20 protein-coding genes are annotated in these 18,689 nt (G+C 61.1%); 10 read left to right on the top strand and 10 right to left on the bottom strand.

Annotation, left to right across the window (positions count from 1 at the left end; translation table 11 throughout):
- Nucleotides 1–31: 31 nt before the first annotated feature.
- The 5 genes from U5A57_RS15290 (at nt 32) to U5A57_RS15270 (ending at nt 4,360) form a co-directional block, all read left to right on the top strand.
- Nucleotides 32–601, top strand: a complete 570-nt coding sequence (locus tag U5A57_RS15290) for a TetR/AcrR family transcriptional regulator (RefSeq protein WP_321912155.1) — start codon at nt 32–34, stop codon at nt 599–601.
- Nucleotides 602–1,024: 423 nt separating this feature from the next.
- A complete protein-coding gene (locus U5A57_RS15285) occupies nt 1,025–1,675 on the top strand; it encodes a VC0807 family protein (RefSeq protein ID WP_321912154.1) in 651 nt (216 codons plus the stop codon).
- 1,373 nt (nt 1,676–3,048) lie between these two features.
- Nucleotides 3,049–3,429 carry a hypothetical protein gene (locus tag U5A57_RS15280; protein WP_415774632.1) on the top strand — a complete coding sequence of 127 codons (381 nt, stop codon included), beginning with the start codon at nt 3,049–3,051 and terminating at the stop codon, nt 3,427–3,429.
- Between the two features lie 11 nt (nt 3,430–3,440).
- Nucleotides 3,441–3,662 carry a hypothetical protein gene (locus U5A57_RS15275; RefSeq protein ID WP_321912152.1) on the top strand — a complete coding sequence of 74 codons (222 nt, stop codon included), beginning with the start codon at nt 3,441–3,443 and terminating at the stop codon, nt 3,660–3,662.
- A gap of 242 nt (nt 3,663–3,904) precedes the next feature.
- The gene (locus tag U5A57_RS15270) at nt 3,905–4,360 is read left to right on the top strand and encodes a hypothetical protein (RefSeq protein WP_321912259.1); all 456 of its coding nucleotides are present in this window, start codon (nt 3,905–3,907) and stop codon (nt 4,358–4,360) included.
- Nucleotides 4,361–4,900: 540 nt separating this feature from the next.
- On the opposite strand, the gene U5A57_RS15265 is transcribed toward U5A57_RS15270, so the two are convergent.
- The 8 genes from U5A57_RS15265 to hyfB all read right to left on the bottom strand — a co-directional run bounded on the left by U5A57_RS15265 (nt 4,901) and on the right by hyfB (nt 14,121).
- Complete coding sequence (locus U5A57_RS15265; RefSeq protein ID WP_321912150.1) at nt 4,901–5,101, bottom strand: hypothetical protein; 201 nt, start codon at nt 5,099–5,101, stop codon at nt 4,901–4,903.
- A gap of 1,344 nt (nt 5,102–6,445) precedes the next feature.
- Nucleotides 6,446–6,928, bottom strand: coding sequence for a hypothetical protein (locus tag U5A57_RS15260; RefSeq protein ID WP_321912148.1), 483 nt, complete (start codon nt 6,926–6,928; stop codon nt 6,446–6,448).
- Between the two features lie 51 nt (nt 6,929–6,979).
- The gene (locus tag U5A57_RS15255) at nt 6,980–7,489 is read right to left on the bottom strand and encodes a formate hydrogenlyase (protein WP_321912146.1); all 510 of its coding nucleotides are present in this window, start codon (nt 7,487–7,489) and stop codon (nt 6,980–6,982) included.
- Nucleotides 7,489–9,051, bottom strand: a complete 1,563-nt coding sequence (locus tag U5A57_RS15250) for an NADH-quinone oxidoreductase subunit C (protein WP_321912144.1) — start codon at nt 9,049–9,051, stop codon at nt 7,489–7,491. Before U5A57_RS15250 ends, U5A57_RS15255 begins: the two co-directional genes overlap by 1 nt.
- A 3-nt stretch (nt 9,052–9,054) precedes the next feature.
- Nucleotides 9,055–10,518: a hydrogenase 4 subunit F gene (locus U5A57_RS15245; protein ID WP_321912142.1), complete on the bottom strand. Its 1,464-nt coding sequence runs from the start codon at nt 10,516–10,518 to the stop codon at nt 9,055–9,057.
- A complete protein-coding gene (locus U5A57_RS15240) occupies nt 10,511–11,170 on the bottom strand; it encodes a formate hydrogenlyase (RefSeq protein WP_321912140.1) in 660 nt (219 codons plus the stop codon). The genes U5A57_RS15245 and U5A57_RS15240 overlap by 8 nt, the downstream gene beginning before the upstream one ends.
- The gene (locus tag U5A57_RS15235; RefSeq protein WP_321912138.1) at nt 11,171–12,121 is read right to left on the bottom strand and encodes a respiratory chain complex I subunit 1 family protein; all 951 of its coding nucleotides are present in this window, start codon (nt 12,119–12,121) and stop codon (nt 11,171–11,173) included.
- Nucleotides 12,115–14,121, bottom strand: coding sequence for a hydrogenase 4 subunit B (gene hyfB / locus U5A57_RS15230; RefSeq protein WP_321912136.1), 2,007 nt, complete (start codon nt 14,119–14,121; stop codon nt 12,115–12,117). The genes U5A57_RS15235 and hyfB overlap by 7 nt, the downstream gene beginning before the upstream one ends.
- A gap of 249 nt (nt 14,122–14,370) precedes the next feature.
- On the opposite strand from hyfB, the gene U5A57_RS15225 reads away from it, so the two are divergent.
- Together U5A57_RS15225 and U5A57_RS15220 are read left to right on the top strand one after the other, a co-directional pair.
- Nucleotides 14,371–15,138 (top strand): YoaK family protein, encoded by a 768-nt coding sequence (locus U5A57_RS15225; RefSeq protein ID WP_321912134.1) that lies wholly within the window; start codon nt 14,371–14,373, stop codon nt 15,136–15,138.
- 299 nt (nt 15,139–15,437) lie between these two features.
- Nucleotides 15,438–15,635, top strand: coding sequence for a ribbon-helix-helix protein, CopG family (locus tag U5A57_RS15220; protein WP_321912132.1), 198 nt, complete (start codon nt 15,438–15,440; stop codon nt 15,633–15,635).
- A 24-nt stretch (nt 15,636–15,659) separates the two neighbouring features.
- Here the strand turns inward: U5A57_RS15220 and U5A57_RS15215 are convergent, their stop codons facing one another.
- Together U5A57_RS15215 and U5A57_RS15210 are read right to left on the bottom strand one after the other, a co-directional pair.
- On the bottom strand, nt 15,660–16,496 hold the full coding sequence (locus U5A57_RS15215) for a spermidine synthase (RefSeq protein WP_321912129.1): 837 nt from the start codon (nt 16,494–16,496) through the stop codon (nt 15,660–15,662).
- Between the two features lie 72 nt (nt 16,497–16,568).
- The gene (locus U5A57_RS15210; protein ID WP_321912128.1) at nt 16,569–16,913 is read right to left on the bottom strand and encodes a zinc ribbon domain-containing protein YjdM; all 345 of its coding nucleotides are present in this window, start codon (nt 16,911–16,913) and stop codon (nt 16,569–16,571) included.
- Nucleotides 16,914–17,093: 180 nt separating this feature from the next.
- On the opposite strand from U5A57_RS15210, the gene U5A57_RS15205 reads away from it, so the two are divergent.
- From U5A57_RS15205 to U5A57_RS15195, 3 genes are read left to right on the top strand one after another with little or no spacing between them, the layout of a single operon-like run.
- Complete coding sequence (locus U5A57_RS15205; RefSeq protein WP_321912126.1) at nt 17,094–17,540, top strand: hypothetical protein; 447 nt, start codon at nt 17,094–17,096, stop codon at nt 17,538–17,540.
- A 35-nt stretch (nt 17,541–17,575) separates the two neighbouring features.
- Entirely contained in the window at nt 17,576–17,839 is a 264-nt protein-coding gene (locus tag U5A57_RS15200; RefSeq protein ID WP_321912124.1) for an HPr family phosphocarrier protein, read from the top strand.
- Nucleotides 17,840–17,844: 5 nt separating this feature from the next.
- Nucleotides 17,845–18,657 (top strand): fused MFS/spermidine synthase, encoded by an 813-nt coding sequence (locus tag U5A57_RS15195; RefSeq protein WP_321912122.1) that lies wholly within the window; start codon nt 17,845–17,847, stop codon nt 18,655–18,657.
- Nucleotides 18,658–18,689 lie beyond the last annotated feature (32 nt).

Below are 18,689 nucleotides of genomic sequence, written 5' to 3'. Positions count from 1 at the left end.
TACTGCGCGTCGCCCCGTCCAGGAACGTTCCATGGCCCGCATCGCCAAGGTGGTCACGGCGGCCGAACGCATGCTGGAGGAAGTGGGGCCAGAGAAAACATCAATACCGGCTCTCGCCGAAGTGACCGGCGTGCCGCGAGCGGCGATCTACCCGTTCTTCCCGGAGAAGTACGCGCTGTTCTCCCACCTCGCCATGAAGCACATGGACTGCCTGACGAAGGCGCTCGCCCATTCGGTAGATGAACCGACGCGCGACTGGCGGGAGTGGGTCGATGCCGCAATCAGGGTGACGGCGGACTACTACAATGCGCATCCGGCTGCGAGCATCCTGCTGTTGTGCGGCTCGTTCTCCGATGTCGATCGCGAGGCGCACGAATCCAAGAATGGGGCTCTTGGAACGCTATTTCGCGCCAAGGTTGCGAGCCTTGGTGTACTGACTGCGCTGCCCTCGATACCAGATGTGGCAACCATCAGCCTGGAAATAGCGTTCGCTTGCATGAAGCATGGCTATCAAACAGAAGGTCGAGTGTCACCGGAGATTTGTCGGGAGGCTACGCGCGCCGTCATCGCGTATCTCGGGTCGTGGGACGAGCAGGGATAGCAGCTGATTGACTGGCCGGAAAGCTGTCATTTGATTGACGGGTCTTGGGATGTGGTGAAAGACTGAAACTGGGCCGATCAGAGCCTCATGCTGACTGCGTAACGATCCGGTGCAGCCGGAGAAGGCCGGTCGGCGGCACGCGACCCAGAGTGGTCCGCCGCCACCAGGTTATGTGGATGGCCGCTTTCAGGGGACCATCGGACGTCCCGAGGACCCTCACCGATTCAAATAGAGAGTTCTCTTCTTCCTTGCTCGCTAAGGACCTCATCGTCGTTGCACGTGTAACGGACCGTGTATCGTGTCTGGTCGAGACGCTTGTGCATCGCGCTATGGCGCGCGCGCCGAATGTCGGACAATACGCGCGTCGAGGCAGCCATCCCGCCGGCGGGCGGTGCCGGATATCCCTCAAGGGACGTCGATCGCATGAAGCACCCGTTCCGCTATCTGTCCGCCCTCTGCATCAACGTGCTGCTGCCGTGGCTCGCGCATCGGCTGGCGCTGCCGCACTGGGGCTACCTGCAGGCGCTCGCGGCATCGGCGCTGCCGCCCCTCGCCTGGATGGCCTACGACTACATCCGCTTGCGGCACTTCGATGCGCTCTCAGCGCTGGTGCTCGTCACCGTCACGCTGTCGCTCGCGCTGACGCTGCTCGGGCGCGCGCCGATAGAGTACGCGGTCGAGGCGCCAATGATCTCGGGCTCAATCGGCATCGTATTCCTGCTCTCGCTCTTGCTGCCACGCCCGCTCGTGTTCTACCTCGCGCGCTCGAAGGTCACGCGGAAGAACCGCGAGGGCGTGGCCGAATTCGAACAGCACTGGCGCGAGCGCCCGGGCCTCGTCGCGATAATCCGCTGGATGACGGTCGTCTGGGGCGTCGGCCTCGTCGCGGAGAACGTGCTGCGCTGCTGGATCATCTGGACGTGGGCCGGCAAACCGGAGCCCGCCACGGTGTCAGCAGCGGTAGGCTATGTTGTCTATGGCGCGCTGACGCTGTGGACGTTCCGGTATCGCCACCGCTTTATGAAACGCGTCGGCAAAGCGGCCGAAGCGTGGGCCAAACCGGAGGGATCGTGACCGCGCGCATGGACCAAATTCCAATCTGGGTTGCGGCCGACCAAACGCGTGATCGTTGAATAACGCGAAACAGAGAGAAAGCGGTGCCCTAGTGCCCGATTGAATGAAAATTAGCTATCCATATAAAAGGTTAGCCAGAGATTTGTGCGGGGCAACTGGTGAATCGTTTCGCAAAAGCGGATGCCCGAACGTCCCACGTTGCGTGCGGCTGAACGGTTGCCTGTGGCCGCTTCGCGCCTCTTGCAAGTGGCGTGGAGCCGAGACGATGATCGCGCTCCATTGTGGGACGCAGCGTGGCTGCCGAGGGCCTGGACCTCATCCCCATCGTGCTTAACATAGTGCTTCAGAGCGCGAAGCACGACTCGAAGTTGTACGTGCGGCGCCGCAGGGAGTTCGTTGTCCGATTAAGCCGAAACCCCATGCAGGTGAGAGCGAAGAGGTAAGGGCGATGGTTCGCAATGGCGGATGAATGTTTCGCGAGAGCAAGGAATGAGCAAGATGGCATGCGCTCCTGCCACTTCGCACGAACGACATGTACACACCACCGGCTAGAGGATGCTGCGAATAGCGGGGCCGGCCCACCAGCGCCATCACCGCTCAAGATCGATCGCACGTTTGTTCAACGAGTCACCTCCGATCTCATGGTTGTGAGGTCGCTCAGGGGTTCCTCTACAGCAAGCCATTGCCGAAAACTGCAGTCTTGTCGCTTCCCCGTTACCTTGGTGCCGCGTACAACGGCAAAACGTAAGAGCGTGAGACGGCTATCGCGATGGCCGTGTCGCCGCACGTAGCGCATCCGCAATGCAGCATGAAATGTCGAGGCAATGGCACGCTCAGGGAACAAGGTTGGGTGGGGCTGAATAGCCGCCTGCGCCGATAATCGACCGCGCAACCATGGCGCTCAGAACAAACAGCGACAGCGTTTGGTCATCTACCGGCTTCACCTTCCTGTCATGTTTTCAGATTCGACGCGTCGCAAAGCGGGCGCGCAAATTCTCGAATCAAAAATGTATGTGCCGTTGAGTTTCTGATCTATTCTCAAACGGATGGCAGGTCGAATACCCCGCGTGTCAACCATATTTCACGATGTTTATCGGGTTTCAAGATGAAGAATCGATACGGTGCATCGCTAGCCATCGCATGCGCAACGTTCGCTAATCAATGAAGAAGATGATCGTTAGCAAACGGTCTGCATCAATTGGCGAGGTCGGAATGACGGATGCAGGCAGACGCGATCAGCAGCGCCCACCGCAGGGGCGCAATGAGTATGGATGTTCACAACGGGACACACCGGTTACTCCGCCCGAGAACACGATCAAGGTTGTCGGATCGGATTGGTGGCGGACTGCGGGACAACACTCGTGGAGTAAATGATGGCAAGCAAACCACGTTGGCGAGCGCTGTTTTCTCTGAGTCTTCTGTCTCTGTCAATGATGGGCAATGCCGTGCACGCGCAGAGCATTCCCATCGTCACCGGGCAGCAGTGGATGGCGTCGTCGGAAGAGGCAAAGAAAGCGTATCTCGTTGGCATCGCAAATCTGCTCGAGGTCGAGCGGGCCTATGCCGGCAATAGCGCCAGCAGCAACAACGATATCTCGCTGCGCTTTGGCAAGGGCATGCAAGGCCAGACGCTCGACAGCGTGCGCCAGGGGCTGGACAGCTATTACGCCTCGAATCCTGCAATGATCCAGCACCCGGTGATTGAAACCCTCTGGTTTCAAATGGTCTTGCCCGGTCTGAACAAGAATCAGTGAGGATGTAGATCATGAAACGATTTGGCTGGTTCGTCAGTATGGGAACCCTGCTCGCCATCATCGGCTGCACGGATATGACCCCTCGGCAGCAGGGCACGGTGAGCGGCGCGGCGATCGGAGCGGCCGGCGGCGCGGGCATTGCGGCGATTGCCGGCGGCGATGCGTGGACCGGCGCGATTATTGGCGGTGCCGCAGGCGGCGTGGCCGGCAATATACGCGGTGGCCATCAGTAAAGTAGCCGGCAGCGTCGAGAGACCGTCTTCCTGTCGTATTCGCGCTCTCGGTATCGGCAGTCGTGTGAGCGCCAACACGCAGCAGTTACTCCGCAAGAGGCCTGTCGATTGCGATCCGCAGCTACAAATGACGGCAATAATCTATGGTCGGCAACCTCGCGCGCATTCAGGCCTCCATCACGCGAACGACCCGTGTCTGCAAGGGCTTGGGGCGTGTCGCGGTCGTGTCAGCGGCGGCATTGATGCTGGCAAGTTGCGCCCAGCCCTGGCAGCAATTTCATGCTGGCGAGGATCAGTCGGCGGTCATCGCACGTATGGGACAACCGCGTGAGGTCTATGACCTGCCGGATGGCGGCCGCCGGCTCATGTGGCCGACGCAGCCCATGGGCACGACAAACGTAGTCGCAGACATCGATGCATCGGGCAAGATCGTGAGTGTCCGCCAGGTGCTGCAACTCAGCGAATTCGAACTGGCGCAGATCGGAAAATGGACGAGTGATGACGTGCGGGCCAATTTTGGACCCCCGGCGGAAAGCGGATTTTTTCGTCGCACACAACGTGAAATCTGGTCGTATCGCTACGTGGAAAACAACATCACGCCCATGATGTTCCATTTCTCGTTTGACACTAACGGTGTATTGCGTGGGGTACAGCGAACTCCAGACACGGATCGCGACAGGAATCTCCGGCGATTCTGATTTTTCGCAGAACTGAGGACGCTCGGACGAGCGGTGAAGTCCTTGACCGACAGTGCATCGGGCTGCACCAGCAAAAGCTGGCAATTCTTGAACGTCCGCGCAGTCAAGAGTCTGCTTGGCTGGACGGTACTGCCTGCGGGCGGTGCGTGGCGAACCGGTTCGATACCCTATGATTTCAAGGGGGCGCCTGGTGCAGGGGATGCAGCGCAGAGGTCTCTGGAATGAACGGCCATGGCTGAAGTGCTCCGGACACGTTCAGCGTCCCCAGGCAGCACGCCAGCTGCGTGATCCCCGACTGGAAGTCCTGCAACCATCGAAGGACGCACCGGGCCGCGAAGATGAATCCCCCGGCGAAGGCATTCGCTTTAGCCGCTTGAGCTGTGCGGGCTTCGCTGGGTCATTACAAGATGACGGCGGCAGCGCCCATCGGCCAAGATCTGGCGGTCGCCGGACCACCAACCACCTCAAACGTGCTTCCGGTGCTCTGGCGCACACCGCATCGGGACACGGTGTCTGGAGCTTCATGTTTATGTCGGCATCCTAGTCATAGCTTTTTGCGCTGCCCGCCACTTCGTCCGGTGGAGCGATCGGCCCAAACCATCGAGCGCTGGTGAATTTGTGATCAAACACGGGCGCGGTATGCTGACGTCCAACCTGCGCGACTTCCAGCTCCGCAGTCACGTGAGGCCCAACCTGATATTCGTATATCTTCACAATTTCGCGTTCGCCGCTCATTTCCATCCAGTACCATCCAGGCACTGTGGGCCGCGTCAGGCGCCATCGCATAGTCGCCCCCTTCCTTAACCAATTTTTTGAGTATTATGCCGCAGGTTGGAGGGTCTGTTCGGATAGCGCAGCGACCCTTGGGATTGCGCCTGACGGTGACCCAAATCCTGAGGCAATTTCGTCGACCGTTCAGGCAATGCTCGTCGCCTCATCAAACTGGTGAAGCCTACGGGCTTTGTCAACGGCATCAAGGTGCGCTAAACGTTGCGCATTCCAGCCCGCGCGACCTCGTGGCGCACGCGCAATTGGTCAACGCAAAGGTAACGCAACGATCGCGAGCAGCCGCTCGCCACGATTGCGTTCAGGCCATCCCGAGCAGCGTCGCGATTTGGGCGCAGGCCGTCAAGCAAGCAAGCGCATCAATAGCCGCCGCCACTTCCGTTCGTGCTGCTGCTGCTCGCCCCCGACGAACTCATGTTGTTGTTAGATTGATCCGCGCTAAACGACAACGACGCAAAACCTAGCGCAACTATCGCGAATACCACCGATATCAGTCTGGATGCTTTCATGATGTTCCCTCCTGCGCAGACCACACCACAGCGGTGCAGCCATTCGTTGAATGAGAAAATCGCACGGTCTCAGTGGTGGATGACACTGCGGCCTTGCATGCTATCCCTCACCAATAAACGTTCAGGATGTCTGCTTTATTCCAGCGCATTGAGCGGTCAAACCCTTGTGCCCGCCGGACCAATTGAATCTGCATCTGGCGCAATCTGTTTCCGGAAGCCATCGACGACGATGGCAAACGCCTGCGCACGCACGGCGACTCGTGCAGCCGCAATCGGCGTATCGCCACGTTTTGGGCGCTGGACGAAGTCAAGTGAGGGTTCCGTCGCGCCGTTGGCGCCAACGCGCAGAGGTCGTCCTGGCGCGCAGAGGGCGCGCGCAAAGTGGCAAAGCACATGGACCGGCACCAAAGGCTCGATCGAAAACTTATCTTAACGGAGACATTGTTCCGTTCAACTTCCGGGAAAGCTGGAGCGGGTTGATCGACCTGGAAACCCTCCACGGGCACCCGAAGGACTTGCCGAATTCTGCGATGGTCTGGATCGGACTGGTGTGTGCCGCAGTCAAGTTTGCAACTGCATGAGTGCGCCGTCCAGGTTGTGGCGGCAGACGTGAATCGCATCTTCGCACAACATGGCAGACCGCTTCGAACCTGTAGGCCTCAGCCTGCCGGAACGGTATAGATCCAGTAGTTCGACCTCGTGAACGCCATACCTGCCGGTTTTCATCTCAAGCTCAAGACGGCGGTGATCAGGCGTCAACGGATCCGCCCTTGCTGCACCCTTTCCAGGGTCAGTCGAGGTATCGTCCACTAAAGGCCCAGGCAAGCATCACAACCAGCGCACTGAAGCTGCATATCCATTGCGTCACAACGGAACCGGTCCCCAGATCGGGACTGGAAATCAGCGTACTCTGGATCGCCTGGCCAAGAAGCGCACCTGGCTCCAGATGGTGCGTACGTTCGATGCGCAGCCAGTTCATCGAGAGCAGAATGGCTGACCAGCCGGAAATCACCAGAAGCCAGTCGAGCACTTTGAAATCGAACGGCCTGGCCGGATTCCTTGCGACATTCATGGCGACGTGAGAGATCGAGACCGTCCCAACAAGAACGGATAAGGCGACAAACCACGTCGGGTAGCGAAGCAGAACGGCATACACGAAGCCGAACATCGTGACGAGCTGAGGCCATGCCAGGCGCAGGAGCGCGAAAGTCGCGCGCAGCTCTTCATAGTCGTCATCATGCCTGGGCCGCGTCCCGGTGGTTGGAGGAGGCATAACAGAGGACGTGCGCGCCTGGACGATGTCTTTTTGCTCGAATTCTCAACGCTAACGCGCCCGGCAGGCCGCCAGGATGCCTCGCAGCAGATCGATGGGGGGCGGCGGACATCCGGGAATTGAAACGTCGACCGGCAGGATCGACGAAACGGGCCCACACACGGCATAGCCACCGGCAAAAATGCCACCAGTGCACGCGCATTCACCGGCAGCAACAACGAGCTTCGGGGCTGGCGTCGCCTCATATGCGGCGAGCAAGGCCGCCTTCATGTTCAGCGTCACAGGTCCGGTCACGAGCAGCAGGTCAGCGTGCCGCGGGCTCGCGACGAACCTGATACCCAGACCTTCGATGTTGTAGTAAGGATTGTTGAGCGCGTGGATCTCCAGTTCGCAGCCGTTACAGGAGCCCGCATCAATCTGCCGGATACACAGTGCGCGCCCGAGGAGATCGAGTATTTCGCGACGAACCTGTTTCTCCTCGTGTCGCCACGCATCTTCTACTGTCGGCGCGGGTTCGTCTGGAAAACCGGAGCGCGCGAATTGCCGGATAAGCTGCCACATCAGAGATCGTGCCCCGCGTAGTTCAGGTTGAACGACTTGTTGATCAGCGGGAAATCCGCAACGATGTTGCCGATGATCGCGTGCTCGAGTGCTGGCCAGGTCTGCCACGACGGATCGTGGCAGTGGCAGCGCGAAACTACATCGCTCGCGTCCACCTGGAGCGCGACGAATACGTCACCGCGCCATCCTTCCACCCAGCCTGTCCCGCGGGAGGGTACGGTTGACGGTTTCACGTCGATGGCAGTCGGTCCGGCCGGAAGACTGGCGAGCAGCGCACGGACCAGACGCAGGGACTCGCCGATTTCGGTGAAACGCACGGCAACGCGTGCGGCGACGTCACCCCTGGGGTCGCTTGCCGCCTTGACGGCCACATTGTCATACGGAGCGGGTTGCAAGGCCGCGCGCACATCAAATGTGTGGCCGCTGGCGCGAGCCGCCATGCCGCGCACGCCGAAATGCCCGGCAACATCGGCAGTCAAACGGCCCGCGCTGGCAAACCGGTCCTGCACTCCCGACTGGTCCTCGTAGATCTTGAGCATGACGTTGACTTCACGCCCGATAGCGTCGCACTGACTGACCAACGCCGTTGCAGTCTCGGGGCGAATGTCAACTGCCACGCCTCCTGGCACGATGCGGTCCATGAGATAGCGATGGCCGAAGGCGTGAGCGTTCATCCGTATCCAGTCCTCCTTGAGTCGTGAGAACTGGGCGAGTCCGAAGGCAAACCCGGCATCGTTGCCGAGCGCGCCAAGGTCTCCCAGGTGATTGGCAACACGTTCCCTTTCAAGCAGGAGGGCGCGCAGGTACAGCGCGCGATTCGACACGGCGACACCGCATGCCTGCTCGAGGGCCATGCAGTATGCCCATGAAAACGCCACTGTCGAGTCGCCCGCAATCCGTGCCGCGACCCGATGGCCACCTGAGGCCGGAGTGCGTTCGAACAGCCGCTCGACACCCCGATGCACGTAGCCGAGACGCTCCTCGAGGCGCAGCACCTTTTCCCCAACGACCGAGAACCGGAAATGCCCCGGCTCGATGATGCCAGCGTGGATCGGTCCGACCGCGATTTCGTGAACACCGTCGCCCGCGACCTGCACGAACGGGTAGTCTGCCTCGCTCGACTCGAATGTTTCGACGCCCGTTGCCTGTCTTTGCAACGGAAAATAGTCACTGGGCCAGTTCCCATGATTGAGCCACGGGCGGGTGTCCTGCGCATCGCGAGCCTGCAAGCCGGTGAGATCGAAGATTGTCCGCTGCATGCGCGTCGCGTACGGAAAAATGTCGGCAAGATTGGGGAACACGCCTCCGGGGTGTGGGCTACGCTCGATCGCCAGGCACACCCAGAGTATTCCGTCCTCGCATTCGTATGCGGCATTCGCCGAAAAAATCCCCTCGGGTGCTTCGCTGCCCCACATTGCAATGAGCCGGCTTTGTTGCGAGCGCGCCATGTGCGCGATTTCGAGCCACCGCGCTTCGTTGACGTCGGCGATGACTGCTGGAATCTGTCCCGCTGCGTGCGACAGTCGGGTCGCGTCTTCGATCTGCGCCGTGTCAAGTCGCATGCTTCAACCCCCCAACATCGTTGCGGCCTGGCGATACCACGTTGCCAGGTACGGTGGCACATAGAGACCGAGCATCAGCCCGAAGCCCAGATGCACAAATACCGGCAGCAGCGCGGGGCGGTGCTCGAGTGGTTTGGCCGTTGTCGTTCCACCGAACACCATCCGCTGCACGCGCGCGAAGATTGCCGCAAATGCGACGGCGAGGCCGAGCAGGAGCAGGGGCGCCGTCCACGGCATCGTATTCATCGCGGTCGTCAGGATCAGGAACTCGCTTGCAAACACGCCGAACGGCGGCAGGCCGAGAATCGCGAGCGCGCCTAGCATCATTCCCCAGCCGACTGTCGGGCTGACCTGCAGCAGCCCGCGAATCCCTTCGATTGCCTGCGTGCCTGCCTTTTGCGCCGCGTGGCCAACCGTGAAGAAGATGGCCGACTTGACGAGCGAATGGACGGTCATGTGGAGCAGCCCGGCAAACGTCGCAATCGGGCCGCCAAGTCCGAACGCGAAAGTCATCAGCCCCATGTGCTCGATCGAGGAATAAGAGAACAGCCGCTTGACGTCCTTCTGGCGAAACAGCGAGAAGGACGCAACCAGCACCGACACGAGCCCGAACCCGACCAGCAACTGGCCTGGCAGACCGTTGCCCAATGCCCCGTCGGCAAGTACCTTGCAGCGCAGCACCGCGTACAGCGCGACGTTCAGCAGCAGCCCCGAAAGCACTGCCGAAATCGGCGTCGGACCTTCGGCATGGGCGTCCGGCAACCAGCTATGCATCGGCACAAGTCCGACTTTGGTGCCGTAGCCGACGAGCAGGAACACGAAGGCGATCGATACGATGTTCGGCTCAAGGTGTGTCTTCGCGGCGGCCAGGCTCGTCCAGAGCAGCGCATCATCGCCGGTCAACTGCCGGCTCGCAGCGAGGTAAAGCAGGATCGTGCCGAACAATGCCTGCGCGATGCCGACGCCGCACAGGATGAAGTACTTCCATGCGGCCTCGAGGCTCGCGGCTGTGCGGTAAACGCTGACGAGCAGCACGGTCGCGAGCGTGGCGGCTTCCATCGCGACCCACAGCACACCGAGATTGTTGGTCAGCAGCGCAAGCAGCATCGCGAACATGAAGAGCTGGTACATGCTGTGATAGAGCCGCATCCGCTTTGCCGTCATCCGGCCGCGCGCCTCTTCGACCCGCATGTACGGCCGCGAGAACATTGACGTTGTCCAGCCGACGAACGCGGTCAGCGCGACGAGGTACACGTTGAGCGGATCGACAAAAAACGCCCGTCCGAACGCGAACGACGGCCCGTGTTCGACGGTGCGCGCGGCGAGCACGAGTGTCGCCGCGAACGTCACGAAGCTGAAGGCGACGTTCAGGTGACGCGCGACGTCGGTGGGTCGCGTGAGCGCGAGACATACGGCCGCGACGAGGGGAAGGCCGAGCACGGCGAGCACGACGTGGGCGTTACTCATCCTTGAGTTTCTCGATGTGATGGATGTCGAGGCTGTCGAACTGCTCACGGATCTGGAACATGAACACGCCCAGAATGAGGAGTCCGACCAGCACGTCCAGCCCGATGCCGAGTTCCACGATCATCGGCATGCCGTTGGTCGCGGCCGTTGCCGCGAAGAACAGGCCGTTCTCCATCGACAGGAAGCCGATCACCTGCGGAATTGCCTTCGCACGCGTGATCATCGCCATGAACGACAACAGCACGCACGCGAGCGCGATTCCGAGTGTGCCGTGCGCAACCGAGGTCGCGAGCTGGCTGATTGGCGAGGCGACGTTGAACGCAATGATCACCAGCACGATGCCAATCAGCATCGTCGTCGGAATGTTGATGAGCGGCTCGACATCGGCCCGGACGTCGAGCCTGCGCACGAGCCGGTACAGGATCCACGGAATCAGGCCGACTTTCAGTACGAGCGTCAGGCCGGCGGACACGTACAGATTCGCATCGACGGTCACAAATCCGAGGATCAGGTTTGCCAGCACGAGCGCGACGCCCTGCATCGTATAGAGATGAATCAGCGAGAGGATGCGGCGCTGGCTCAGCATCGCGAACGACAACGCGAGCAGGACCGCTGCGAGAAAATTGATGAGTTGCGTCGCGTAACCGTGCATTCATGCCCCCAGCAGAATGTGCACGAGCATGCCGATGACCGCGAGCAGGAAAGCGGTGGCGAGAAACTCTGGAACTCTAAAGATCCGCATTTTTGCGTTGGCAGTTTCGACCACGGCTAGCGCCGCACCGCCCACCACCAGCTTGATGAAGAGCGCGGGCAGCGCGAGCAGCAGGGCAAACGGGTTGCCTGCCCCGGCGATGCCCCACGGTACGAACAGCGCCAGGCCGATGCACGAGTACGCGAACAGCTTGAGGCTCGCTGCCCATTCCATGAGTGCGAGGTGTCTCCCGGAATATTCGAGGATCAGCGCCTCGTGGATCATCGTCAGCTCGAGGTGGGTGGCCGGATTGTCGACGGGCAGCCGCGCGTTCTCGGCCAGTGACACCAGCGTGAACGCGATACCCGCGAAGGCCAGGCTCGGATAGATCGTGAGCTCATCCCGACCCAGTGTCACGACGATGCTCGTGAGCAGTGTCGACTGCGTGATCAGCGAGGCCGAGAACAGCACCATCAGCAGGGCGGGTTCGGCGAGGAAGCCGATCAGCATCTCGCGGCGGGCGCCGAGCGTGCCGAACGCGGTGCCGATGTCCATCGCGGCGAGCGACAGCGCGGCACGCGCGAGCGCAAACAGGCCGACGAGAGCGATTGCGTCTGCGGCAGGCGACAGCGGCAGGTCTGTCGACAGCGTTGGCACGATCGCACACACAAGCGTCATCGCGGCCCAGACGACGTAGGGGGCGCCACGGAACACCGGACTTGCGGTGTGCGCGACGACCGATTCCTTGTTGAACAGTTTGTGGAGCATCCGGTACGGCTGCCAGATGGATGGCGCGCGCCGGTTCTGCAACCATGCGCGGCACTGGTTGATCCAGCCCGTGAGCAGGGGTGCGCCGGCAAGCGCCACAACGATCTCGAGGGCCTGCGAGATCACACCGGACAGGCTCACCATCGTTTCACCAGCATCAGGAGCAGGATCAGTACGGCGAAGCTGTAGGTGAGGTACACGGCAATCTTGCCCGTCTGCAGCCGGCCAGCCCATTGCGCCGTGCGTTGCGTGAGTGCCGCGATACGTTCGTAGAGAAGGGACCACGTGCGGTCGGTGACCGACACGCTGTAGACCGGTTGCGCGTCGAGCGGCGACGGCAGGTGCCGTTCGATGCGCAGCAGCGGCGCGAAGATCTCGCGGATCGGTTGCCCGAACCCTTCGGCCGTGTCCTGCATTCGTGCTGTCGTGAACGGAAAGCCGCAGCTCCAGGGCGCGGCGCGATGCAGCCTGCCGTGGTAGAAGCGCCGTACGAGGACCCAGGCGAGGGCGCAGCAGGCAAGGAAGAAAAGCATGAACACGGCGGGCATGTAACTCGCCCTGGCTGCCGACACCGGCGCGAACAGCAGCCAGCCGTGATTGTTCGCGGCGACGCCGCTCCCAACAAGCGCATGCGTGACCGGGTCCAGTAACTTGACGAACTGCACGGGCATCAGCCCGAGCAGCACACCGGCCATTGCGAACCAGCAGAACGCGAGTCGCTCCCATGCATTCGCATCGCGTGCGCGGGCCAGTTTCACTTCCCTCGGCTGCCCGAGGAACACGATGCCAAAGAACTTGACCATCGTGTAGCCGGCCAGAGCCGCCGACATCGCAACCAGCGCGGCCACGATCGGCACCGTCATGGCGAGCACGGAATTGGGCAAGCCTGGCGCGAACAGGAAACTTTGCAGCAGGAGCCACTCCGCGACGAAACCGCTCAGTGGCGGCAGGCCTGCACTGGCCGCGACGCCCGCAAGCGCGGCCCACGCGGTCCACGGCATGAAACGGATCAGGCCGCCCAGCCTGCCAAGATTGCGTTCCCCGGTGGCATGCAGCACAGCGCCCGTACCAAGGAACAGCAGACTCTTGAACGACGCGTGTGCTGCAATCTGGTAGAGCATCGCAGTCAGCGCCAGGGCCGACAGGCGCGGCATGCCGCATGCACGAAACAGCACCGCGAGTCCGAGCGCAGCGATCATCAGGCCAACGTTGTCGATCGACGAATACGCGAGCAGGCGCTTCATGTCGACCTGGATCGTGCTGAACACCGCACCGAGCAGCGTGGTGCCGGCGCCGAGCACAAGCAGCAGCGCGCCCCACCAGGCGATCTGCACGTGCAGCAGGTCGAACACGGTGCGCAGCATGCCATACAGGCCGACTTTCAGCACGAATCCGCTCAGGAGTGCGGACACGGGCGAGGGCGCCGCTGGATGGGCATCGGGCAGCCAGACATGCAGCGGGAACACGCCCGCCTTGGCGCCGAATCCGGTCAGCGCGAACAGGAACGCGAGCGAAGCCCAGAATGCGTCAGGCGACTGCGCGCGCATGTTGGCGAATGTGTAGTCACCAGTGCGAGCCTGCAGAATGCCGAAGCACAGGAGCAGCGCGAGCGCACCGACGTGCGAAATCAGGAAATACAGATAGGCGGCGCGACGGATCTCGCCGATCCGGTGGTTGGTCATCACGAGAAACGTGGCGGACAGCGTCAACGTCTCCCAGGCAACCATGAAGGCGTAGGCGTCGTCCGCGATTAGTACAAGCGCGATGCTTGCGACGCACACGTGATATTCAAAACAGATGAGCCCAGGCGCGGTCCCTTCGCCCTTACGGAAATAGCCGGCGGAAAAGGCGCCGATCCCCGCGCTGACGACGCCGAGCACGAACAGGAAGTAGCCGGAGAGCCGGTCAAGGCGCAGATGGAAGGGAAGACCAGGCAGACCAACCGGCAGCACCAGGGTGGACGGTTCGGCGAAGACACCGGCAAGACCTGTCGCGCCCAGCATCAACCCGGCCAGCGCGCCAAGCGGAAACAGACCGTGTGCGACAAGTCGCGTGCGATGCAGAACCCCGAGGCCCAGCGCGCCTACCGCGAGCCAGACTGCCACAACCAGCACGACGAAATGGACGCCAGGCACAGGTGCCATCCGGAATGTCTCCAGTGCGCTCGGATTGAACGAGGGGCATGGGCTGTGCCGGGCGTACCGGATCAGTCCTGTGCATGATATTACATCGAAAGTTTAATGTTGATAGCAGGATATGTTAATGACGTTATCATGTACGTCACATGGATCAGGGGTGGTGGGCACCCAGTGGCCAACCTCGCCCGTCGCCGTGCCTCAAAGGCCCATATGCAGGGTATGCGCCCACGATCCGGGTGACCGTCCGAAGCTTCTATGCCAGCACAGTACTTTCGTAACCTCACAGGAAGCAGACGTGGCGCAAGCGCAAACCGTCAACTCGGCGTGTCGCTCGCTTTTGTCGCGGGTGCGGCCAATGCCGGCGGTTATCTTGCGGTTGGGCAGTACACATCGCATATGAGCGGCATCGTGTCGGCGATCGCCGACCAGACCGCACTCGGGGACGCTCGCCTTGCGCTTGCCGCTATTGGCTCACTTGCATCGTTTCTTGTGGGGGCGGGGTGCTCGGCCGTGCTCGTCAACTGGGGGCGACGCCGCAGCCTGCAAAGTCAGTACGTCTTGCCGTTGCTGGTAGAAGCCGCGCTGCTCGTCCTGTTCGGCTTGCTCGGCAGCCATCTCGCGCTTTGGGATGCGTTCTTCGTGCCTACGACCGTCATCCTGCTGTGCTTCATCATGGGCCTGCAGAACGCGATGATCGCGAAGCTGTCGGGCGCGGAGATCCGCACGACGCACATGACCGGCATCGTGACGGACCTCGGGATAGAGTTGGGCAAGCTCTTTTACTGGAACAGGTCGGCAGTCGATGCGGATACGCACGCAGTCATCGCAAACCGTGCGAAGTTGAGGACCCAAGGAACGATGCTGGCTTCATTCTTCGTTGGAGGGCTGGCAGGTGCCGTCGGGTTCAGGAACGTGGGTTATGTGGCGACCGTCCCGCTCGCTGCGGTACTCGTCGCACTGGTGGTTGTGCCTGTAGCGGACGATGTGCTCGCGTATTACGGCAGGCAGGAGCGCAGTCGGTAGCCGGGCATGAAGGGCGGCGTACCTGCCTATTGGACTGGCGAGCGATTCTTCGCATTGACCTGCGCGCCCTGGAAGAGACGTTCGCTTCCGGCGTTGCCGGGTGGCGCGGAAACATGCTTTGCGTGCTGAATCCGGCACTGTAGCCCATGGTAACGTGTGGTCCCGATGATATTCAGGCGGCCCGGATTCGAGTCTGCTTGCCCCCGGTCACCATTCCTGCCTGAATCGTTGGTGCTGCCATTCGTTTTGAGGGCGAGTGTATTATAATCTGATTATCATACTCGCCTTTCCCGCTCCCGATGGAAACCAAAACTGCGCGCCTGACTATCCTGATTGATCCCGCCAAGAAGGAGGCACTGGAAAAGCTCTGTGCCGCGCAGGATCTGACGCCATCGCAGGTTGTCCGGCAGTTGATCCGTGAATATCTCGAACGTCATGGTGTGACCTACAAGACGAAGAGCGCACTCGGAAAGCGGGTCGGGCGCAATGCTGACTGAAGCTTACTGAACCAGCGGGCAGCATCAGGTGCCATGCTCCCAGTGCGCGTGGCCGTTTTCGCGCCAGATCAGGCGCTTCGGGTCGAGGCTCATACCGCCCTTCAGGCGCCTGGCAGTTGAGGGCAGCCTCAGGTCGTCCGCCCACGCATGCGAGAAGGCGCGATCCAGCAGGACGCGCGAAGACGGCAGGCGGCCTCTGCCTTTCCAGGCGAAAGCGACGAAATTGCTGTCGTCCGCGCATCGGACCACCGTGTACGAGGAGCCGAACACGGAGCTCAGCCGTTCGACGTACAGGTCCAGTGCCGGCTCGTCGTCGGTGAAATTGATCGCAAGAACTCCCGTCTTCGTCAACCGTTCGCGGCACGTCGAAAAAAATGCAATATCCGTGCACTGGTCTGCAATCCCGCCCGACGCGTAGGCGTCAACCAGCATGACATCTGCGACAACGCTCTCGTTCCTGATGTAGTCTGCACCATCGGCGCACAACACCCTGAAGCGCGCGTCGTCTGCTGGAATCCTGAACACGTCACGCAGCGCAATGACTTCAGGGTCGATCTCGACTGCGGTGATCTCCACTTCAGGCAGATGCCGGTAGCAGTACTTTGCCAGTGAGCCACCGCCTAATCCGATCATGCAGATGTGCCGGGGAGCCGGCTGCAGCAGGAGGAATCCCATCATCGTACGCGTATAGCCAAGCGTGAGCCTGTCCGGCGCACGAAGTGACATGCAGCTCTGGGTGGCAAAGTGATCGAAGTGCAGGGACACTGCGTGCTGCGTTTCCAACACGAATGGTCGCCTGTCATTCAATGGCGTAGTGGGGAATTCGACGAATGCGTCGCGGGATGTCTCGTCGCCGTCCATTCTCGGTATATGCAGGTAGTCAAACGGGTGCGTGAAACGCTGTGACGTTTCGCGCGGGTGCAGTGCTGAGGATCACGCCTTCTTCAGAAAGCAGGCTTTGAGCATGAAGCTGCCGGCATCGGTCCTGCAATCGATCTCGTGATCGCCACCGACGATCCGAATATTTTTCACCCTGGTGCCCATTTTCAGCGTGATCGAAGAACCCTTCACACGCAGATCCTTGGCGAGCACGACCGAATCACCGTCTGAGAGCAAGTTTCCGTTTGCATCCCGAACAATGTTCCTTTCCGGTTCGCCGTCGGTATCGCTACGCACAGCCACTGACCACTCATGCCCACAGTCCGCGCACACACACAGTGCTCCGTCCGGGTACGTGTTCTCCATAGAGCATTGCGGGCATGCGGGGGCGGTGTTCATTGCGGATTCCATTGAAACAGTGTCGGACCAGGCAGAAAAAATGAGGCGTACTTCGCTGGGGGCGATCATTTGATTACGCACACAACATTATAATGTAAGACACATGAAATTGTTGTTGTATCATAATGCTTTTCGCCGCCCTTCAGCGAACTTGCGGGCGGATTCGCTGAGGATGCCGTCATGTTCGATCTGGATGGGGCACTGCTGTTGCCTGACCGGCGCCTTGTGCGCCTGCGGGAAATGGCTGGAAGCAGGGGGCTGGTTGCGGTGGGCGTCGGGCGTGGTGGCGAACGCGGGTTCCAGATGGTCCACCGGTTCCATGACGTCGGCGAGCAGCTCGCGGCGACCGGGATTAACCTGACCTTTGTTTATCCACCGGGATCGGCCCGGCACGTGCTGGATGCGATTTCGGTGGCCAGTGCGCGTTTCCGGTGTCATCCACGCGTGCTCCTCGACGTGGACGGCCGGTGTTTTGCGCAGGGCGTGTGGCCCCGATCGCTTGAAGCGGTGCACCTGAACCCTGAAATGAAGCGGCTCGCGGGCATCCGCATCGACCTGCAGGACACCACTTGGGAAGGCGAACTGAGGGCCTTTCTCACGGACTGCCAGATTGATACCTCGTGCTGAATCCAGGGACCCGTCCAGAGATTTGGGGAAAATACGTGGCAACGGTTGTCGATTTTCAAGCCGGTTCCGGGTGGAACCGCAATGGGGCGTCCTCTTTCCGGGACGTACTGGTCAGTGTGGCGTGCCGGTTCGAAAGCGATATCCTGGTGGTCGCGAATGGGCGCCGTGGTAACGCGAAGGATGGCATGGCAATCGACGCGTTGCGGGTGCGCGGCGGGACCGCCGCTCAACTGCTGGTTGCGGGCCCTGACGAAGAAGCCGCACTTCACGCGCTCCTGGCGCTGCTGCAGGAGGGATGAGCCGAATGCCTCCGTTCAACTGGCCACTCCTGCGATTTCGTGCCTTTCGCTCACGCGCTGCCGTGGATAGACCGGTCGTTGTGGAATCTGAGCAGTTCGTCTCGCTGTACTTTGACGGCCGCGAAATGCAAAGCAGCATGCTGCGTGCAGCGCCATATGCGCTCGCGCTTGGCTATACGCGCACGATGATGGGATTTCTGCTGCTGCAGCCGGCTCCCCGGCACATCTGCATGATCGGGCTAGGCGGTGGCTCACTGGCAAAGTACTGCTACCGGCATCTGCCCGATGCAAACATCACGGTAATCGAGATCAATCCGGAGGTGATTGCGCTACGCGACCGCTTTTGCATCCCACCCGACGACGAGCGGCTCTCGGTCGTTTGCGCGGACGCTGCGCTGTACCTGTCGGCAACTGCGCAAACCTTCGACGTGGTGCTGCTCGACGGTTTCAAGGCGGGCGGTGTGCCTGCGGAACTCTCCGACGCGGCCTTCTACGAAGCCTGCCATTCACGATTGAACGGCGATGGCGTGATGGCTGCCAACCTGCCAGGGGAGGACCCGCGGCATAGGGAAAATCTCGCCAGAATTCGCGAGACGTTCGGGTCATCGGTCGCGCTCGCCCCGGCGGAAAACGGCGCCGGAAATGGCGTTGTTTTCGCCTGGAAGAATGCTGCTCCGCTACCGCCACTCGAGGCGCTGATGAAGCGGGCGGACCAGTATGCCGGGCAACACAGCGTTGATCTCGTGGAAGCAGCCGTACGCATCGTGATCGGTACGAGGTACGACTGGACACGACCGGGTGCATCGAACCACGCCTGATGGTGGGCGCCGTGCAATCTGCAAGAGTACGA

The organism is Paraburkholderia sp. J11-2, assembly GCF_905220185.1.
Classification (GTDB): Bacteria; Pseudomonadota; Gammaproteobacteria; order Burkholderiales; family Burkholderiaceae; genus Paraburkholderia.
The sequence above is the reverse complement of the archived record's forward strand: the minus strand, read 5'-3'. Positions and strand labels throughout refer to the sequence as shown.

Bases quoted from the DNA above. Each gene is read 5' to 3' on its own strand.
- U5A57_RS15285 (WP_321912154.1), top strand. From the start codon at position 1,025: ATGAAGCACCCGTTCCGCTATCTGTCCGCCCTCTGCATCAACGTGCTG.
- U5A57_RS15250 (WP_321912144.1), bottom strand. From the start codon at position 9,051: ATGCGACTTGACACGGCGCAGATCGAAGACGCGACCCGACTGTCGCAC.
- U5A57_RS15210 (WP_321912128.1), bottom strand. From the start codon at position 16,913: ATGAACACCGCCCCCGCATGCCCGCAATGCTCTATGGAGAACACGTAC.
- U5A57_RS15240 (WP_321912140.1), bottom strand. From the start codon at position 11,170: ATGCACGGTTACGCGACGCAACTCATCAATTTTCTCGCAGCGGTCCTG.
- U5A57_RS15275 (WP_321912152.1), top strand. From the start codon at position 3,441: ATGAAACGATTTGGCTGGTTCGTCAGTATGGGAACCCTGCTCGCCATC.
- U5A57_RS15255 (WP_321912146.1), bottom strand. From the start codon at position 7,489: ATGTGGCAGCTTATCCGGCAATTCGCGCGCTCCGGTTTTCCAGACGAA.
- U5A57_RS15290 (WP_321912155.1), top strand. From the start codon at position 32: ATGGCCCGCATCGCCAAGGTGGTCACGGCGGCCGAACGCATGCTGGAG.
- U5A57_RS15245 (WP_321912142.1), bottom strand. From the start codon at position 10,518: ATGAGTAACGCCCACGTCGTGCTCGCCGTGCTCGGCCTTCCCCTCGTC.
- U5A57_RS15260 (WP_321912148.1), bottom strand. From the start codon at position 6,928: ATGCCTCCTCCAACCACCGGGACGCGGCCCAGGCATGATGACGACTAT.
- U5A57_RS15265 (WP_321912150.1), bottom strand. From the start codon at position 5,101: ATGGAAATGAGCGGCGAACGCGAAATTGTGAAGATATACGAATATCAG.
- U5A57_RS15205 (WP_321912126.1), top strand. From the start codon at position 17,094: ATGTTCGATCTGGATGGGGCACTGCTGTTGCCTGACCGGCGCCTTGTG.
- U5A57_RS15220 (WP_321912132.1), top strand. From the start codon at position 15,438: ATGGAAACCAAAACTGCGCGCCTGACTATCCTGATTGATCCCGCCAAG.
- U5A57_RS15270 (WP_321912259.1), top strand. From the start codon at position 3,905: ATGCTGGCAAGTTGCGCCCAGCCCTGGCAGCAATTTCATGCTGGCGAG.
- U5A57_RS15235 (WP_321912138.1), bottom strand. From the start codon at position 12,121: ATGGTGAGCCTGTCCGGTGTGATCTCGCAGGCCCTCGAGATCGTTGTG.
- U5A57_RS15195 (WP_321912122.1), top strand. From the start codon at position 17,845: ATGCCTCCGTTCAACTGGCCACTCCTGCGATTTCGTGCCTTTCGCTCA.
- hyfB (WP_321912136.1), bottom strand. From the start codon at position 14,121: ATGGCACCTGTGCCTGGCGTCCATTTCGTCGTGCTGGTTGTGGCAGTC.
- U5A57_RS15225 (WP_321912134.1), top strand. From the start codon at position 14,371: ATGCCAGCACAGTACTTTCGTAACCTCACAGGAAGCAGACGTGGCGCA.
- U5A57_RS15215 (WP_321912129.1), bottom strand. From the start codon at position 16,496: ATGGACGGCGACGAGACATCCCGCGACGCATTCGTCGAATTCCCCACT.
- U5A57_RS15280 (WP_415774632.1), top strand. From the start codon at position 3,049: ATGGCAAGCAAACCACGTTGGCGAGCGCTGTTTTCTCTGAGTCTTCTG.